We start from the raw sequence: 18,352 nt of genomic DNA on the forward strand, positions 1-18,352 counted from the left end.
GCCACATTACCCCGAAAGGCAACATTACGTTTAACACGGCCTACGCTGTAAGCGACCGCTATGCGGTGATGATCAATGGCTCCATGATCAACAGGGAGCGTCGGAAGCAGGACTTCCGACACAGCCTGATTGAAGCGGCAGGCGGCTATTATACTACTTTCGGCCCAAATCAAAACCGGATCCTGGAGGTATACGGCGGCATCGGAAGCGGCAGCAGCGACCGCACCGAGAAAGAAGAAAAGGAAGGTGTCATAACCTATACCCTTCGGGAGGCTAGCTTCAGCAAGTACTTCCTTCAGGTCAACTTCAGCTCCAAAAAGAAAAAATCCCTGAAGCTGCTTGGCAACGAGTTTCCGCTCAACTACGGCACTGCCCTGCGCACCAGCTATGTGAGCCTGAACAAGCACCGGCTCAATGGGATAGAGCAGGAAAAAGAAACCAATATTTTCCTGGAGCCCATTTTCTATACCCGCCTGGCCCTGAGTCCGAACGTGCAGCTGCAGTATACGAGCGGCAGCAACATCGGCCTCCGGAACCGCAAAGCGCTTACGGCCGGCCATTCGGTGTTTTCACTTGGTTTTGTGATCAATGTAGGCGGTCGAAACCTGGGCAAATAGGTTCCGGCCGGGTATAGACCACAGGTATCGTGGCAGAACAAGCCTTTGCTTCGTTGGTCTAATTTGGTACATTTTCCGTATCTTTGCGGGCTAATTTCGAACTGAATGCTTGATTATCATATCCATACATTGCCGAACGGCATTCGTGTCGTTCACAAACAAGTACAACACACCAAGATCGCGCACAGCGGCTTTATACTGGACATCGGCAGCCGTGACGAGCTGCCGGAGCAACTGGGGTTGGCACACTTCTGGGAGCACATGGCTTTCAAGGGTACGGCCAAGCGCAAGTCGTTCCATATCCTCAACAGACTGGAGTCAGTAGGAGGCGAACTGAACGCGTATACCACCAAGGAGAAACTTTGCTTCTATAGCTCCGTCCTGGACAAACACTTCGAGAAATCGTTTGAGCTGCTGACCGACATTACCTTCCACTCTATCTTCCCGGAAAAGGAAATAGAGAAAGAGCGGGGCGTGATCCTGGAAGAGATGGCCATGTACCTCGACACCCCGGAAGAAGCCATTGTGGACGAGTTTGACAGTGTGGTGTATGACCAACACCCGTTGGGAAACAACATCCTGGGCACCAAAGAGAGTGTTTCCGGCTTTAAAAAACAGGACTTTCAACGCTTTATCAGCAACAACCTGAGCACCGATGCGCTGGTGTTCTGCTCGGTGAGCAACCTGCCTTTCGAGAAAGTGCTGAAGCTGGCGGAAAAATTTTTGGCCGATATACCGACGATCAGCAAGCCCCGCAACCGCACCCCCTTCAGCAACTACCTGCCCAAAACGATCACGTTTGAGAAATCCATTTCGCAGGCGCACTGTGTGATCGGCAGCCCGGCGTACGCCCTCAACGACGAGCGCCGTATACCTTTCTTTATGCTGGTAAACCTGCTGGGAGGCCCCGGCATGAACTCCAGGCTGAACCTGGCAGTGCGCGAAAAACACGGGCTGGTTTATACCATCGACGCCAACTACGCGACCTACATCGATACAGGGCTGCTCTCCATCTACTTCGGCACTGAAAAGAAACAGCTCAAGCGGACGACCGCACTGGTGCTGAAAGAGCTGAAGAAGCTGCGCGAAAAGCAACTGGGTTCCCTGCAACTGCACACAGCCAAAGAACAGCTGATGGGGCAGTTGGCCATGGCCGAAGAAAGCAATATGGGCCTGATGATGATGATGGGCAAGAGCATACTGGACCAGGGCCGCATCGATACGCTCAACGAGATCTTTGACCAGATCAAGGAAACCACAGCCAAAGACCTGCTCGACATCGCCAACGATGTGCTGCAGGAAGAGAAACTGAGCTTCCTGAATTATGTGCCGAGTTAATGGCTAAATTGCTAAATGGTTAAATTGTTAAATCAGCAATTTAACCATCCAACCATTTAACAATTAAAAGATGGAATTTATAGACGAGGACCTGCAGCGCTATGCCGAGGAGCATACCTCACCTGAGTCAGAACTGCTGCACAAAGTCAGCCGCCAGACGCACCTCAACGTGCTGAAGCCGCGCATGTTGTCAGGTCATCTGCAGGGCCGCCTGCTCTCGATGTTCTCTCACATGATCCAACCTAAGCAAGTGCTCGAGATAGGCACCTATACCGGTTACTCGGCCCTCTGCCTGGCTGAGGGGCTGCAGGAAGATGGCACGCTCCATACCATCGACATCAACGAAGAGCTGGAAAGTGTGGTGCGCGGGTATATCGCAGAAGCAGGCCTCTCCGAAAGCATCAAATACTACATCGGTCCCGCACTTGACATAATCCCGACCATTGAAGCTACTTTTGACCTGGTGTTCATCGATGCCGACAAGATCAACAACGCCCGGTATTATGACCTGGTGATAGACCGCGTACGCTCCGGCGGCTACATCATAACCGACAATGTGCTCTGGAGCGGCAAGGTGCTGGAAAAGTATCGCAAAAAGCTGGACGAAGATACAGCTGCCTTACTGGCCTTCAACCAGAAAGTGCACGATGACCCAAGAGTAGAGAACATTTTGCTTCCGGTGCGGGACGGGCTGCTGGTAGCCAGAAAGAAATAAAAAGAAAGGCGGCAGGTATACCGCCTTTCTTTTTATACCTGTGTTTCAACCCCTTTGCAGCAGGCTTATTCTTTCCTATACCTTCCTCCTATGCAACGGACGCCACACATTGGCGAACCGCAAAAAATTTATCTGAAATATCTTCGTTCTAAACTTTAGAATGAGCGGCAAATTGCGTTAATTTTGCAAGTGTTTCTGTATATACGGAACACTCTATATTTTAACCTGTTATCAGCACCTGTTTCAATAGACGCTAGAGCCTGATTCCTTTTTTCAGCCAAATTAATTACCGCTTACGCTTATGAGAAAATCCTTACCTCTTCTCCTCCTCCTTCTGTTGCCACTCCTCAGCATGGCGCAGGCCGTGACGGTGCCCAACAACCTCTATTTCGGCGATATACACCTTCGCATTTCCGACAGGGCCCAGGAAGAGATTCAGAAAAAAGTAGATGCCCTGCACCGCAGCCCGAAGTACTTTCAAATGAAAGTAGAGCTGGCAGAGGCATACTTCCCCCTGATAGAGCGCACGTTTAAAGAAGAAGGAGTTCCGGACGATTTCAAATACCTGGCTTTGCAGGAAAGCGGGCTTCGGGGAGATGCCGTGTCTACCTCCAATGCGGTCGGTTACTGGCAATTTAAGAAAGAGGCTGCCGCCGACTTTAACCTGCGGATGGACCACATCGTGGACGAACGCCGGCACATCATAGAAGCGAGCCGCGGAGCAGCCAAGTACTTTAAGCGCAGCAACAACTACTACAACAACTGGTTCAACACCTTGCTGTCGTATTACCATGGGTACACAGGCGCGAAAGCCCATACCCGGGAATCGGACAAGGGCAGCAAGAAAATGGACATCACCGAAAAGTCGGACCCTTACCTGCTGACTTTCCTGGCGCATAAGGTGGCCTACGATAGCTTCATCGGCAAAAACCAGCAGCCGGTCGTTTCGCTACGGGAGCTGCGTGCCACGCCCGGCCAGAGCCTGGCGGATATCGCCCTTGCCCACCAGACAGATCCGGCCGAACTCGAAAAGTATAACAAGTGGCTGCTGGGCAGTTCCATACCTTCCGACAAAGACTATTATGTGATGTTGCCGGTACGCAATGGCGTAGAACAGCCTGCACTGATTGCGTCCAATGAGCCTACGCTGACTCCGGCAAGGCAGGCAGCTGGCAAAACCACCGCAGCCGCTGCCCTGGTGAAGCAAAACAACCTGAATGCCGTAGTAGCCCGCAAAGGCGATACCAAAGACAAGCTGGCGCTCCAGGCCGGCATCTCCACCCGCAAGTTTCTGAGGTATAACGACCTGCGCAACTTCGACAAAATAAAAGAGGGCACGGCCTACTATATTGAGCCCAAGCGCCTGAACGCCGACAAAGAATACCATGTGGTGCAACCGGGAGAAACCATGCAGCAGATATCGCAGCACTATGGCGTGCGCATGGACTACCTGATCTTCAAGAACCGCATGAAGCGCTCCGAGGTGCCCGTGCCGGGCCGTGTGCTCTGGCTGCAGAAGCGCCGTCCCGCCAAAGTAGCGGTGGAGGTACGCGACCTGAAACAAACGCAGGCAAGCTCAACGCCGGCTGTGGCCAAACAGGAATATACCATACAGTCCAGGGCGACAGTCTCTGCCCAAACCACTCCTTCCGAGCCAGCTGCTCCTAAAGAGAATTTCTTTACAAGGTTCAAGAACAGCCTCAGCCGGTTGAAAAAACAGCCTGCTCCTGCTCCGGCACCACAAGAGGAAGAAGTAGTGATAGCAAAAGCAGAAGCACCTGAAGCATCCGGGCAGGAAGATAATCCTTTTGAGACTCGCGTGGCTGAGCCTCCGGTACAGCAACCGCAACCTGTCCTGCAGCCAAAAGAAGCAGCAAAGCCGGAGGAAGTAAAAGTTTCCGGGCCTAAAGCAAGTGAGCCTGTTTTATACCCCGGCAAAAAAACAGAAGCGGCCGCTGGCAAACAAACGGAAACACAGCAGATCGAAGCAGAAACAGAAGAGTGGGTTGTTGAGCAGGAAGAGGAAGTAGCGTCGGAACTGCTGATCGTCGAAGCCGCCTCCCCTGTAAAGGAGCAGCCTGTAGCAGCCGCACCGCAGACTCCGATCGAAAAGCCGGCCAGGCACGTGGTGAAGCAGAGCGAAACACTTTACAGCATCTCCAGGCTATACGCTGTAACGGTAAGCGACATCATTACCTGGAACCAACTGGGCGAAACTCCGCTCAGGATCGGACAGGAACTGATCATTGCAGCACCGTTGACAGTACCTGCTGCGCCTGCAGATGCCCCTGCAGCAGAACCTGCCGGTGAGGATGCAGCACATGAGGGGACGCATACCGTTGGAGCTGGCGAAACGCTTTTCCAGATTTCCAGGAAGTATAATGTGACGGTGGCAGAACTGCGCGACTGGAACGACCTGCAAGCAGATGCGCTCTCCATCGGGCAGCAGCTGCGTTTAACAGCGCCTCCAGGGGGAACATCTTCTGCTACCTCCGTTCCACAGGAAACACCAACAGAGAGTATCAACGGTGCCAGCACCTACCACACTGTAGCAACAGGCGAAAGCATGTACCAGATCTCCCGCAAGTATGACGCTACGATCAAAGACATTATGGAGTGGAACAACAAATCTGATTTCAATGTGAAGCCCGGCGAAAAACTGCTTATTAAAAGACGCTAGAACCTAGACGTTAGATAAAAGATTCTTAGAACAGGCCTGCACTCGTGCAGGCCTGTTCTTTTTTCATAGACTTTGTCTGGCATCTTCTGCTTACTTTTCCTGAGACGGGGCGGTAAGATTGGAGGCAACCTGCAACCCCCTGGCTATTTCCGGAACAATGCCTAACCGTTCGTAAATTGGTTGCACCATCCGCCGCAGGCGCGTCCTTTGCAGGGCAAACGGGATGGCGCTTAGGGCACACAGCAGCCCGCAGCCAGCCAAGGTATAGCTTACGCCAATTATTTCTGCCAGCGAGCTCGAAAGCATACTTCCGATAGGCGCCATACCCATGAAAGCTGTTGCATACAAACTCATCACGCGGCCGCGCTTGTCATCCTCCACAAGGGTCTGCAGCAAGGTATTGCACGATGCCATGGTCACGATCATTCCGAATCCCACAAACAACATGAGCAGCAAGGAGACAAACAGCACCGTGGAAAAAGAGAAGGCCAAAAGCGCCACCCCAAATAACGGCATGGTAAAAAGGATCACTCTGCCCAATCCAACCACCGATTTGCGCTGCGCCAGAAACATGGCTCCTGCCAGTGCCCCTACCCCTGTGGCGCCCATCAGGAAGCCCAGGGTATTGGCATCGCCGTGCAGGATGTCGCGGGCAAACACGGGCAGCATCACGCTGAAGGGCATCCCGAATAAACTGATCAGCGCTACAATCAAAATGAGCGCCCGGATGGGCGCAAAATTGTAGGTATAAGCCAAGCCCTCCTGCAGCGATTGCCATACCTTGCGATCCGTCACCACCCGCTCAAACGGCTTCAGGCGCATGAGCAGCAGCGAGGAGATCACGGCAATATAGCTCACGGCATTGATCAGGATACACATGCCCTCTCCTACTGCCGCGATCAGCACCCCGGCAATAGACGGTCCGACCAGCCGCGCCATGTTGAACATCGAAGAATTCAGGGCTATCGCATTGCTCAGGTCCTCGCGCTGGTCTACCATCTGCACCACAAACGCCTGCCGGGTAGCCATATCAAAAGCATTAATGGTCCCGAGCACCGCACTCAGTGTCAGCACGTGCCATATCTGGATCGTTTCTGTCAGCACCAAAACGGCCAACGTGGAAGCCTGTAACATGGAGAGCCCCTGCGTTACCAACAGTACTTTCCGCCGCTCAAACCTATCGGCAATGACGCCTGCAAACGGGCCCAGTATAAAAGAAGGGATCTGGCTGGAAAAGGTAACGGCCCCGAGCAGAAAAACCGAATCGGTGAGACGGTATACCAGCCAGCTCAGCGCAATCTGCTGCATCCAGGTACCAATGAGCGAAATGCCCTGCCCCACAAAAAAGAGCCTGTAGTTGCGGTAATGCAAGGCCCTGAACATCCCTCCTAATTTACCCGGCTTATTATCCACTGCTTCCATGCTTGGTGTGTAATTCCTGTATCCTTCAACCTACTCCTTACGAGTTATGTCAACCCCTAAGTTATAAAGACCGCTGCGCCTGCCTGCCTATACCTTGCAATTAAAGCAAATCAGGATGGAGAAGCGGAGACATTTTGCGCAGCTTATTTGTTGTACTCCTGGTTGCTTTTCGTTTGGGTAGCCGCCCGATTTTTCGTAATTTTAACATCCCGAACATGACCCAAGGCTCTGCCGAATTAAGAATTAGAAATTAAGAATTAGGAATGAAAGGCAAGTCTGATTTCCTTGATTCAGAAAGTTTTTTAATGTTTCTAAAATTAATTTGGTGGAAGACCAGCTGGAAATTATTTCTCAGTTTTAAAGTCATTGTTAATTCTTAATTTCTAATTCTTAATTCCCCAAATGCCTGTTTTTTCGCATTTACACTCCCACACCCAGTACTCTCTGCTGGACGGTGCTGCCAGCATCAGTGCCCTCATGAAGAAGGCGCAGGCCGATGGCATGCCTGCCATCGCTATGACCGACCACGGCAACATGTTCGGTGCTTTCAACTTTGTAGCAGAGGCCAACAAGTATAACGTGAAGCCAATTGTGGGCTGCGAATTTTACCTGACCCTAGACCGGCATCAGAAGACGTTCAGCAAAGAGCAGAAAGACGTTCGCCACCACCAGCTGCTGCTGGCCAAGGACCAGGACGGGTATAAGAACCTCTCCAAGCTATGCTCGCTGTCTTATATAGAAGGTGTGTACAGCAAGTGGCCGCGCATCGACAAGGAGCTGCTGGTGAAGTATCACAAAGGCCTGATCGCGACCAGCTGCTGCATCGGCGCCGAAGTGCCGCAGGCGATCCTCTGGAAAACGGAGGAAGAAGCAGAAGAGATATTCAAGTGGTGGCTCGACCTCTTTGGCGAGGATTACTATATTGAAATACAGCGCCATGGCCTGCAGAACATCGATGGCACCGGCAAGAGCCAGGAAGACATCAACCAGGTGCTGCTCAAGTGGGCGAAGAAATACAACGTAAAGGTGATCTGCACCAACGACTCCCACTACGTGGAGCAGGACGACTGGAACGCGCACGACATTCTCCTTTGCGTGAACACCGGCGAGGACCAGAGCACCCCGGTAGGCGACTTCCAGACACGTTATTACCGCTTTTTGTCAGATGACCAGAAGGTGATCTACGACACGGTGGACAATGTGCGCAACAAGTATGGCAACAGCCAGAACATCCGCCAAATGCTCAACCGCATCGAAGAGGCTGGTCCCAGGACCCGTTTCGGCTTCCCCAACGACCAGTTTTATTTCAAGTCGCAGGCCGAGATGAACCAGCTGTTTAAGGATGTGCCGGAGGCGGTGGATAACACCAACGAGATCGTTGACAAAATAACGCCGCCGGTGCTCAAGCGCGACATCCTGCTGCCCAACTTCCCGCTGCCGCCTGAGTTTGCCAACGCCGACGAATACCTGCGCCACCTGACTTTTGTGGGGGCTGCCAAGCGCTATTCCGAAATGACGGAGGAGGTGCAGGAGCGCCTCGACTACGAACTGCGCATCATCCAGACCATGGGGTTTGCCGGCTATTTCCTGATCGTGCAGGACTTCATCAACCGCGGCCGCGACATGGGGGTGGCCGTTGGCCCGGGCCGTGGTTCGGCTGCCGGTTCAGCCGTAGCCTACTGCGTGGGCATCACCAACATCGACCCGATCAAGTATAGCCTGCTCTTTGAGCGATTCCTGAACCCGGAGCGTGTGTCCATGCCCGATATTGACATCGACTTTGACGACGTGAACCGCCAGCGCGTGATCGACTACGTGGTGGACAAGTATGGCAAAAACCAGGTAGCGCAGATCATCACATTCGGTACAATGGCGGCCAAGTCGGCTATCAAAGATGTGGCCCGCTCAACAAGTCTGCCGCTGGCCGAGGCCAACGAACTGGCCAAGATGGTACCAGAGGCACCGGGCACAACCCTGGCAAAAGCCTTCATCGAGAACCTGGAACTGGCGGCTATACGCGAAGGCAATGACCACAGGGGCCAAACCCTTCGCCTGGCTGAGAAGCTGGAGGGCTCCATTCGCAACACAGGTATACACGCGGCGGGTGTGATCATCGCCCCGGATGACTTAACGGATTACATACCTGTTTCCACTTCCAAAGACTCCGACCTGCTCATCACGCAGTTCGATGGCAAGGTGGTGGAGAGTGCCGGCATGCTGAAGATGGACTTCCTGGGTCTGAAGACGCTGACCGTACTCAAGGATGCCATGGAGCTCATCGAGCGGAATCACGGCGTCAAGATTGACATTGACGACATTCCGCTGGACGACGAGAAAACTTACGCCCTTTACCAGCGAGGCGATACCATCGGTACGTTCCAGTTTGAGTCGGAAGGCATGCGCATGTACCTCAAAGACCTGCAGCCGACCAACATTGAAGACCTGATCGCGATGAACGCCCTCTACCGCCCGGGCCCGATGCAGTTCATCCCGAACTTCATCAACCGGAAGCACGGACGGGAAGAGGTAGAATACCCGCATGAGCTGCTCGAGCCGATTCTGAACTACTCCTACGGCATCATGGTGTACCAGGAGCAGATCATGCAGACGGCCCAGATTCTGGCCGGTTACTCACTGGGTGGAGCCGATTTGCTGCGCCGAGCCATGGGTAAGAAGGACATGAAAAAGATGGCCGAGGAACGCGAGAAGTTCATCGCCGGTGCACATGAAATGCACAAGATCCCGGCAAAGAAGGCTTCGGAGGTGTTCGACGTGATGGAGAAGTTTGCTCAGTACGGCTTCAACCGCTCTCACTCCGCCGCCTACTCTGTGGTGGCGTACCAGACCGGCTACCTGAAGGCCCACTACCCTGCCGAGTACATGGCTGCCGTGCTGACCAACAACATGAACGACATCAAGAAGGTGACGTTCTTCATCGAAGAAGCCCGCAAGCAAGGCGTGGCTGTGTTGGGTCCGGACGTGAACGAATCGATCCTGAAGTTCAATGTGAACGAGCAAGGGCAGATCCGCTTTGGCCTGGGAGCCATCAAAGGTACGGGTGAAGCAGCGGTGGATGCTATCATCACTGAACGCGAGAAAAATGGCCTCTACCAGGACATCTTCGATTTCTCGAAGCGCATCAACCTGCGTGCCGTGAACAAAAAGACCTTCGAGAGCATGGCCCTGGCCGGTGCATTCGACTCGTGGGGACTCTACCACCGGGCACAGCTGCTGGAAATACCGGAAGGCGAAAACATCAGCATACTGGAAAAAGCCGTGCGCTACGGCAACAGCTACCAGGCTGAGCAGCAGGCCGCGCAGCAGTCCTTGTTTGGCGGTGGCGCTGCCGTGGCCGCTCCTCTGCCGAAAATACCGGAAGTAACGCCCTGGACGCAGGCCGAAATGCTGCGCCGCGAGAAAGAGGTCGTGGGTTTTTATATCTCCGGCCACCCGCTCGACCAGTTCAAACTCGAGATCGACTCCTACTGTACCTGCTCCCTGGATAGCATTGATGGGTATAAGAACAAAGACATCAACGTGGCCGGTATGGTATCGGAGGTAGTGATCCGGACGGCGAAGAACGGCAACCCGTTTGCGCTGTTTTCCATCGAAGACTATGACTCCACGATGCAGATGGCGCTGTTTGGGGAAGATTATGTAAAGTTCTCTCCTTACCTCAAGACAGGGCTATACCTGTTCATCCGGGGCAAGGTACAGCTGCGCTACCGCACCGAAGACCAGTGGGAGCTCAAGCCCATGAACATACAATTGCTTGGGGATGTGATGGACAAAATGGCACAGGGCGTGCACCTCAACATCAACCTGCAGCTCTTTACGCCCAACCTGGCGGAGGCGCTGGAGGAGGCCATCGTAACCAGTCCGGGCCAGAAGCGCCTGGAGATCACGCTGCATGTACCCGACGAAAAGCTGGTGCTGCCCACCTACTCGCGTAAGTACAGAATTGATCCGAAGCTGTTGCTCTCTCAGATCAAGGACTTGGGACTGGGTGAGTGTAAGTTGATCTAACAGATTTTAAAATTTGGAGATTAGAAGATTTGGAAATGAATCTTTCCTTCTTCTTTAGGTATAGAAAAGGTATGCTGCGGTAGTGGTGTACCTTTTCTGTTTTATTGAAATTTGAGTTTTTGCTCTTTCGGACTTCCCAGTCCGAAAGCCGGCTGTTGGGGATTTCCTAATCCCCGTATTTCTATACACGCGGATTAGGAAGTCCGCTTCAGTATTCGTTTCGGATTAAGAAATCCGAAACAGCAAACATTCTTATCAGGTATAGCCCTGCATGGGACTCAAAAACAGAATTGTACCCGGTGGACTATACTTTCTAACCATGACGGTAGTAGACTGGGTGGATATCTTTACAAGGCCAGTTTACAAACACATTATAGTCGATGCTCTGAAGTTCTGCCAGGAGAAGAAAGGTTTAAAACTATACGCTTGGGTGCTAATGAGCAACCACATGCACCTGATTGCTGCTGCTGAAGAAGATAGAAACTTATCAGACATCCTCAGAGATTTTAAACAATTCACAAGCCGGAAAATTGTGGCTATTATACAGGAGGAACCGGAAAGCCGCAGGCAATGGCTGTTGCACCGCTTCGAATTTAATGCGCATCTGAGTACCAACGTACGGCACTACAAGGTATGGCAGGATGGTAATGAAGCAAAAGAGCTTTTAAGCAACTCCTTTATAGATCAAAACTAGAGTACATTCATCAGAACCCGGTGCGGGCGGAATGGGTGGATGAACCCGAACACTACTCCTATAGCTCTGCCAGGATTTACGCAGGTATGGCAGGCCTCCTAAAAGTAGACTTCCTGGATTGATTTTCATCCCGAACAGGTGTCGCGTATAAGGTCACGTTATTGGGCGATACCCTAATCCGCTGAAGCTCATGTTTGCATCAAGATATCTGCTTCAGCATAATGGCCTTTAGGGTTACGATGGATTGCCACAGCAGAAACGGCTATAGCAGTTCGTAAAGGCTATACCTATCCCTCCCGCTTGCATTTGAAACTAAAACCTGCGACATTTGTTTATACAAATAATATACCTTACCGCTCAGGATGACGTAAGTATAAGTTCTTAATTTATGGTAAGCAGTTTTGGAAATAAGACAGCTTGTCAGCTAATAGTAGTTTGGGCTTAAATTTGACAAACTTATTATTGTTACTATATTTAATACACAGAATTTAACCAACAAAACGTTAAAGTTATGGCTAACAAAGCAATAGAGATCACTGACGCTAATTTTGATGAGATCATCAATTCAGATAAACCAGTACTGGTAGACTTTTGGGCAGAATGGTGCGGACCTTGCCGCATGGTAGGACCGATCGTGGAAGAACTGGCGGGCGAGTACGAAGGCAAAGCCGTTATCGGCAAAGTGGACGTAGACGCCAACCCGCAGACTTCTGCTAAGTTCGGTATCCGCAGCATCCCGACACTGCTTGTTTTCAAGAACGGTGAAGTAGTCGACAAGCAGGTAGGTGCTGTTCCGAAGAATATACTTTCTCAGAAGCTGGACGCACAGATGGCGTAAGTAACCCAATAGGGCAAAAAAAGAAGCCTCTCCCATTCAGGAGAGGCTTCTTTTTTTGCCCTATTACGGCTGTTTTTTCTTGATGATCGTGATATCGCCACTGCGCTCCAAGCAGGCAGATTCGATCTCCTCTACACTTGTCACCCCTCCGATCCGCATGGCTTCTTCCAGGTCATTCTCTGTCAGACTGTTTTTCTTCAGCTCTTCTTCCACCAGTTTGCCTTTCTTGACCAGCATGACAGGACGGCCCTTTATAAGATTGCCGAAGGGACCTGAGGTGCTGTAAGCCAGGAAAGCCAGGAACCGGTGTAGCAGCACCAGCACCAGGGCCGCACAGAGCGTAGGCCAGAAAGGAGAGTTGCCGGTAATGGCGCGGCTCAGAATAGAGCCATACATGATGCCCAGCACAATATCGAAGGCCGTATGCTTGCCAAAAATGCGCTTGCTGCCAATCCGCATGATCATTAAAGCGGCAATGAAGACCACCACCGCCCGGATCGACATTTGCCACCAGGTGAGCGTCTGTTCTCCTATTCCGAATGCCAGGTTGAAAAAGTCATCCATATGCTGCTTCCAACGGGTGAAGCAACGGGAATGTTCTTGACAGGATTACGGGCAGTCGCAGAGTTTCTTATCCGTTTGGCAAAGCGTTGTATAGTTCTGCTCCACCTCCAGCATCAGGCCTTTCAGGCGCTTGTTGTATTCCTGCACGTTGGACAGGTTGGCTATCTCAGGCTCATGTTTTGCCAGTTGGTCCAGCGCTTTGATACCAGCCGCAAACGAGCTGCTCCTTTCGCTGAGTTTGGTGTAGTATGGGTCCATTGCGCTGTCGGTACTGGCCACGGCAGTTGCCTGCAGGTTGGTGTCGAAACACAGCTGCCAACGCAGATGCTGCAGCACCAGTTGCTCCGCAGCGCTTTTGAGCTTGCCAGTCTGGTGAACTTCCTCCCGCAACCGGAAACTTTCATAGCGCTTATTGTACTCATTTACCGCATCCTTTACCTTGTCGCGGCAGCTCAGGCAGTTGCTGCTATTGGCTTTGTCCTGCAAGGCATTCCGCACCGGCAGGGTCTCGTCGGATGCCTGTACATCGGCCAGTTTCTTGACTTCCTTCTCAAATACTTCCCGGTACTGCATGTCCTCCAGCTTTTTGGTGAGGCGCACGATGGCCTCCCCTTCTACAGACGCTGACAGGTATTCGGCCCGGGGGAGTTCCACGGCCGACAGTTTAGCCAGCGCTGCTTCCCGCTTGACCGGGGTATCCCACGCCTTCGGGTTGTTTTCCAGCTCCCGCAGCGTACTCACCAGCACCTTGCCATTCTTCAGGTTATGATCGGCATCCAGGTATAGGTCGGCATTTGCCAGGATGGCTTCATACTCTGTCTTAAAGATATTCTTATAGGTCGTGTTCTTTTCAAACTCCTGTTCACGGGCATCATAGGCCGTTTTCAGGCGCTTATACTCCTGGATAATACCAAACAGGTTCTTGGCATTGATCTCGGGGCTGTTGTTGCGGTAATTCAGGCGGTAGGCGTTCAGGTTCTGCTTCATCTCGGCAAAAATGCGCAGGAACTCAACGTATAGCTTTTCCTGCCGGTACGTCTCATCGTTCATCAGCTTGGAGTCGTAGGCTGCCTGTATCTTCTGCTTCCGCTTCTCGATCAGGTCCAGCGTGACCTCATCGCCCGTCAGCACATCCACCTTGTAGAGCGATTTGTAGTTGGCTACCACGATGTAGGGATAGTCCTTGTACCCGATCGCGTCCTCGAGCTGCTTGCGGTCCAGTTTGTTAGGGTTCTTTGTCAGGTAGTCGGCCAGCCGGACCGGCTTGATGGCTACAGTACGGATCTCACCCGGCACAAATACATACACCTTGACCGAGTGCAGGCGCGTGTCAAAGTCCTGCCCTTCGTAGAGGCGGATCGTGGAGCTGAACTTATACTCTTTCTTGTTGGTGCGGGAGCTGAGCAGGTTACCGAATTCGCCTACCAGCGACATGACAGCCAGCGACGGGTTGCTCAGGCGCGAGAGGCTCATGAGTTGGTTTGCCACCAGGTTAAATACCTGATCACCGTCTTCATTCGTTACGGCTTTGGCATTGATGGCGGCATCGATGCTGTTCTGGGCCGAGGTGAGGGGCATTTTATCAATGATGCGCACCACTTCCAGGTGGTCGCTCACCTGGGTATGGTAATCGGCCTTATCCTTGTTGATGTAGAAGTTGTAGAGGGGATAAACGATCTCATCATTGCCGAACAGTTTTAGGTTTTTGAGCTGGGCCGTAATGAAGAGATACTCCAGCTCATAGGCATAGCGTTTCTTGTCTTTCTTGGAAGCGCCTTTCCCGAGCTCGTTCAGCACCCGGTTAAATTTCCCGCCATTAAACAGGTAAATGTCCGTGGACAGATATTGCCACTCATCCGAAAATTCAAATTTATCGTTGTAGCTATAGCCCAGCCGTGTCTCGATGTTCTGTTGAGCAAGCGCCTGCTGACAGACCAGCAGTATCATAAGTAAAAGAGATAACAGTGTTTTCATGCAGTATGTTTCGTGCCGGTTTAGCGGCATAACAGGTATAACTTTAGCTTTGACCTAAACGTTTGAGCTTCAAAATAAGTGCGTTCAGATGGCTACTAATTAGGCCGCTGGCTGAAGATTTTTTCACAAAAAAAGAAGTACAAAACTATGAATAAAATTCTATTTTTCGCACTTGCCTTTACCCTGTGGCAAGGTACGATCCAGGAGGCGGCGGCACAAGACACCCTGCCTGCCACCACCACTACCGGCACCCTATCCGAAGAGACCAAGGTGGACCTGCTGATCACCTACCTCCGGACGCTGGAGGGAGCAACTTTTATCCGCAACAACAGCGAATATAAGCCTGAGCAGGCTGCCAGCCACCTGCAGTCGAAGTGGCAGAAACACGCTGCGCAGGTGAAGACAGCCGAAAACTTCATCCTCAAGCTGGCGTCCGAGTCCTCTTCCGGAACACCCTATACCATCCGCTTTTCGGACGGCAAGCTGCTCCCGACCCGGGAAGTTCTCCTGGGAGAGTTACAACGCATACTAGGCAGCACAAATTAAATAGTACAATACAGGGTATAAATACACTTAAATCAATACACTATACCTGAACGCAGCAAAGTGGCGTTACGTACCAAGAACAAAACACTTTGCCATGCTAGAGTTATTAGAAGAGTCGAAGGACGAACTGGTGGCCTTTCGTCTTACCGGAAACGTAGACAAGAGCGACTACGACGTGATGCTCCCTATTCTGGAAGAGAAAATAAAACAGTATGGCAAGATAAGCGTGTATGCAGAGCTCCAGGATACGGAAGACCTGTCGTTGCGGGCACTGTGGGAAGACCTGAAGTTTGATTTCAGACATGCATCGGACTTCAGCAAGGCAGCCATTGTGGGAGACCAGAAGTGGCTGGACTGGTTAACCGTTATGGCCTCGCCCTCCACATCGGCCAAGGTCCGGTATTTCGGGTTCATCAACCGGGACCAGGCGCTGGACTGGGTGAAGTCTAAAGAAGAATAGCAGCGACGATCATTTACGATTAATAAAAAAAGAGCGGCGGATCCTTCGGGGTCCGCCGCTCTTTTTGGGTAGCACAGGTTAGTTTTTGTAGATCGCCACTTCCTTTTTCCCATTTTTGATATAGCCCCGGTACATGCCGGCAGAGTTAAAAGGCATGGCAAAATTTCCCTCCCGGTCGAGGGCGATCACGCCGCCTACACCTCCCCGTTCTACCAGCTTTTTCATCACCACCTCATCGGCTGCCTTCTTCACGGAGTATTGCTTGTATTCCATCAGAGCGGCTATGTCGTGGGCTACTACCGAGCGGATAAAGTATTCGCCGTGGCCTGTGGCTGACACGGCACAGGTGGCGTTATCAGCAAAGGTGCCGGCCCCAATGATGGGCACATCCCCTACCCGGCCGTAGCGCTTGTTGGTCATACCACCGGTTGAGGTGGCAGCAGCCAGGTTTCCGTTGGCGTCGAGCGCTACGGCTCCTACTGTCCCAAACTTGTTGCCTTCTATAAAGATCTTTTCGTTGCTGCCAGAGCCGCTGTGGTCCAGTTCTGTTTTCTCTTTATCCTTTAACTTCTGAAGCTGCTGATAGCGCGTCTCGGTATGAAAATAAGACGGATCGACGATCTCTATACCTTTCTCGGTGGCAAATTTTTCAGCGCCTGATCCGATCATCATCACGTGTTCTGATTTCTCCATTACAGCACGGGCTGCCGTGATCGGGTTGCGGATGATGGTCACGCTGGCGATGGCGCCGGCGTTGCGCGTCCTGCCGTCCATGATGGCCGCATCCATTTCATTCTTGCCTTCGTGGGTGAAGACGGCCCCTTTGCCCGCATTGAAGAGCGGCGAATCTTCCATAACGCGCACCGTTGCCTCCACCGCATCCAGGCTGGAGCCTCCTTTCTGGAGGATGGCGTAACCGGTTTCCAGCGCCTGGTTGAGCACTTCTTTGTAGGCTTTCTCCTTATCGGGCGTCATATTTTCCCGCGTAATGGTTCCGGCTCCCCCGTGGATCACGAGGGTAATTTTAGAGAAATCCTGCTTTTGCTGTGCAAAGCTCACAAGGCTTAGCAATAGAAAAATGCAGCTGAAGTAGAGTTGTTTTTTCATGGGATAGGTATGCGTAGGTATAAGTGAAGTTCAGACTTAAAATTACTGTATTTCAGGACAAAACCGAAACAGGCCCCCAGCCTGCTGCACCAGGTATAACAAACTGAAGTATCCAGGTTATACTGCTCTGGCAGGTATAGCCGGGCTGCTATACCTGCCAGAGCGGGTGAACGAAACCGGAAAAGCTTCTCCGACTATATTTCCTGCACAATATTTGCTTTGGTACATATAGCTTTGACGATATTTATGATATAAACTATACAATGATTGTTTCATATTTCGTTCTGTACCATATTTGTCTTAGTAAAAGCAATTCGATCCATTTTCACTATTTTGCAACCAATTTTTAGCCAGATGAAATTCAATTTTGTTAAAGCCTCCCTCTCCGTGCTTCTGTGCACAACGCTGCTCGCTTCCTGCGTTTCTTCCAAAAAATACGATGAACTGAAAGCAAGCAAAGAAGCCCTGGAGCGTGAGCAATCCGCAAGCCGCGACAAAGTAAACGAGCTGACCAACACGCTGAAAGAGCGTGAGCAGAAGCTGACGGAGCTTGAGCGCGCTATGAATGAGCAGAAGAAGATACTCGACGACCTGCGCAATGAAGTAAACGCGGCACTTTCCGGCTTTAACCAGGGCGACCTGAGCGTAAATATCAAAGACGGCAAAGTTTATGTGTCGATGTCTGACAAACTGCTTTTTGCGACCGGCAGCACGAAGGTGAACTCTACCGGCAAGCAGGCGCTCGACCAACTGGTTGATGTACTCAAGAAAAACCAGAGCGTGGGCGTGATGGTAGAAGGCCACACCGATGACGTGGAAGTACTGGCCGGCACCAAAAACATAGCCGATAACTGGGACCTGAGCGTGCTACGCGCGACGGAGATCACCCGCCTGATGACGCAGCGTGGCCTGTCTCCTGACCGGGTTACCCCAGCAGGACGCGCGTTTTTTCAGCCTGTTGATACAGGTCGATCCGCTGCCTCAAAAGCTAAAAACCGTCGTACGGAAATTATCCTGACACCGGACTTCACCGAGATCTACAAGATCCTGGGTATTCAGTCTCAGAAGTAATCCGTAGCTTATACCTGAAAGGCCGGCATTCTAGCGCAGAATGCCGGCCTTTTGTGTTGGTATACCTTGCCTGAATTCCTATACCTATACCTGCTGCGTAGCTGTGGCTTTTGCTCCTTCAACCTGACGTTGTTGCATTGCTTCGCCTGGCCGGCGGGGCCTCACTTTTCTCCTTGATGAGAAAAGTAAGCAAAAGAATCAAGACGCTTTTGAACTCGCTGAACGCTCGAACAAAAAATCGTCAGTTGCGCACCTGGCTCTAGCTATACCTATACCTATACCTATACTCTGGAATAAGCT

The 18,352-nt window shown here is 51.7% G+C and carries 14 protein-coding genes; 10 read left to right on the plus strand and 4 right to left on the minus strand.

Annotated elements, in window-relative coordinates; translation table 11 throughout:
* The 4 genes from OB13_RS16615 to OB13_RS16630 form a co-directional block, all read left to right on the plus strand.
* Positions 1-617, plus strand: a 617-nt coding sequence (locus tag OB13_RS16615; RefSeq protein ID WP_461491301.1) for a hypothetical protein, incomplete at its 5' end; no start/stop codon positions are given.
* A gap of 105 nt (positions 618-722) precedes the next feature.
* Positions 723-1,955, plus strand: a complete 1,233-nt coding sequence (locus OB13_RS16620) for a M16 family metallopeptidase (RefSeq protein ID WP_461491302.1) — start codon at positions 723-725, stop codon at positions 1,953-1,955.
* Between the two features lie 70 nt (positions 1,956-2,025).
* Entirely contained in the window at positions 2,026-2,670 is a 645-nt protein-coding gene (locus tag OB13_RS16625; protein WP_461491303.1) for an O-methyltransferase, read from the plus strand.
* 301 nt (positions 2,671-2,971) lie between these two features.
* Positions 2,972-5,350 (plus strand): LysM peptidoglycan-binding domain-containing protein, encoded by a 2,379-nt coding sequence (locus tag OB13_RS16630; RefSeq protein ID WP_461491304.1) that lies wholly within the window; start codon positions 2,972-2,974, stop codon positions 5,348-5,350.
* Positions 5,351-5,440: 90 nt separating this feature from the next.
* On the opposite strand, the gene OB13_RS16635 is transcribed toward OB13_RS16630, so the two are convergent.
* Positions 5,441-6,772: an MFS transporter gene (locus OB13_RS16635; protein ID WP_461491305.1), complete on the minus strand. Its 1,332-nt coding sequence runs from the start codon at positions 6,770-6,772 to the stop codon at positions 5,441-5,443.
* Positions 6,773-7,174: 402 nt separating this feature from the next.
* Here OB13_RS16635 and dnaE point away from each other — a divergent pair, with 402 nt between their 5' ends.
* From dnaE to trxA, 3 genes are all read left to right on the plus strand, one after another.
* Positions 7,175-10,798 carry a DNA polymerase III subunit alpha gene (dnaE, locus tag OB13_RS16640; RefSeq protein ID WP_461491306.1) on the plus strand — a complete coding sequence of 1,208 codons (3,624 nt, stop codon included), beginning with the start codon at positions 7,175-7,177 and terminating at the stop codon, positions 10,796-10,798.
* A 271-nt stretch (positions 10,799-11,069) separates the two neighbouring features.
* A complete protein-coding gene (locus OB13_RS16645; RefSeq protein WP_461491307.1) occupies positions 11,070-11,492 on the plus strand; it encodes a transposase in 423 nt (140 codons plus the stop codon).
* Positions 11,493-12,003: 511 nt separating this feature from the next.
* The gene (gene trxA, locus OB13_RS16650) at positions 12,004-12,330 is read left to right on the plus strand and encodes a thioredoxin (RefSeq protein WP_187067095.1); all 327 of its coding nucleotides are present in this window, start codon (positions 12,004-12,006) and stop codon (positions 12,328-12,330) included.
* Positions 12,331-12,393: 63 nt separating this feature from the next.
* Here the strand turns inward: trxA and OB13_RS16655 are convergent, their stop codons facing one another.
* Both OB13_RS16655 and OB13_RS16660 read right to left on the minus strand, forming a co-directional pair.
* A complete protein-coding gene (locus OB13_RS16655; protein ID WP_461491308.1) occupies positions 12,394-12,894 on the minus strand; it encodes a DUF421 domain-containing protein in 501 nt (166 codons plus the stop codon).
* Positions 12,895-12,939: 45 nt separating this feature from the next.
* Positions 12,940-14,868 carry a hypothetical protein gene (locus OB13_RS16660; protein WP_461491309.1) on the minus strand — a complete coding sequence of 643 codons (1,929 nt, stop codon included), beginning with the start codon at positions 14,866-14,868 and terminating at the stop codon, positions 12,940-12,942.
* A 147-nt stretch (positions 14,869-15,015) separates the two neighbouring features.
* On the opposite strand from OB13_RS16660, the gene OB13_RS16665 reads away from it, so the two are divergent.
* The gene (locus tag OB13_RS16665) at positions 15,016-15,414 is read left to right on the plus strand and encodes a DUF5329 family protein (protein WP_461491310.1); all 399 of its coding nucleotides are present in this window, start codon (positions 15,016-15,018) and stop codon (positions 15,412-15,414) included.
* A gap of 94 nt (positions 15,415-15,508) precedes the next feature.
* The gene (locus tag OB13_RS16670; protein WP_461491311.1) at positions 15,509-15,874 is read left to right on the plus strand and encodes a SpoIIAA family protein; all 366 of its coding nucleotides are present in this window, start codon (positions 15,509-15,511) and stop codon (positions 15,872-15,874) included.
* 78 nt (positions 15,875-15,952) lie between these two features.
* Here the strand turns inward: OB13_RS16670 and OB13_RS16675 are convergent, their stop codons facing one another.
* Entirely contained in the window at positions 15,953-16,981 is a 1,029-nt protein-coding gene (locus OB13_RS16675; RefSeq protein ID WP_461491312.1) for an isoaspartyl peptidase/L-asparaginase family protein, read from the minus strand.
* 354 nt (positions 16,982-17,335) lie between these two features.
* On the opposite strand from OB13_RS16675, the gene OB13_RS16680 reads away from it, so the two are divergent.
* Positions 17,336-18,052, plus strand: a complete 717-nt coding sequence (locus tag OB13_RS16680) for an OmpA family protein (protein ID WP_461491313.1) — start codon at positions 17,336-17,338, stop codon at positions 18,050-18,052.
* Positions 18,053-18,352 lie beyond the last annotated feature (300 nt).

The organism is Pontibacter sp. HJ8 (assembly GCF_054824225.1).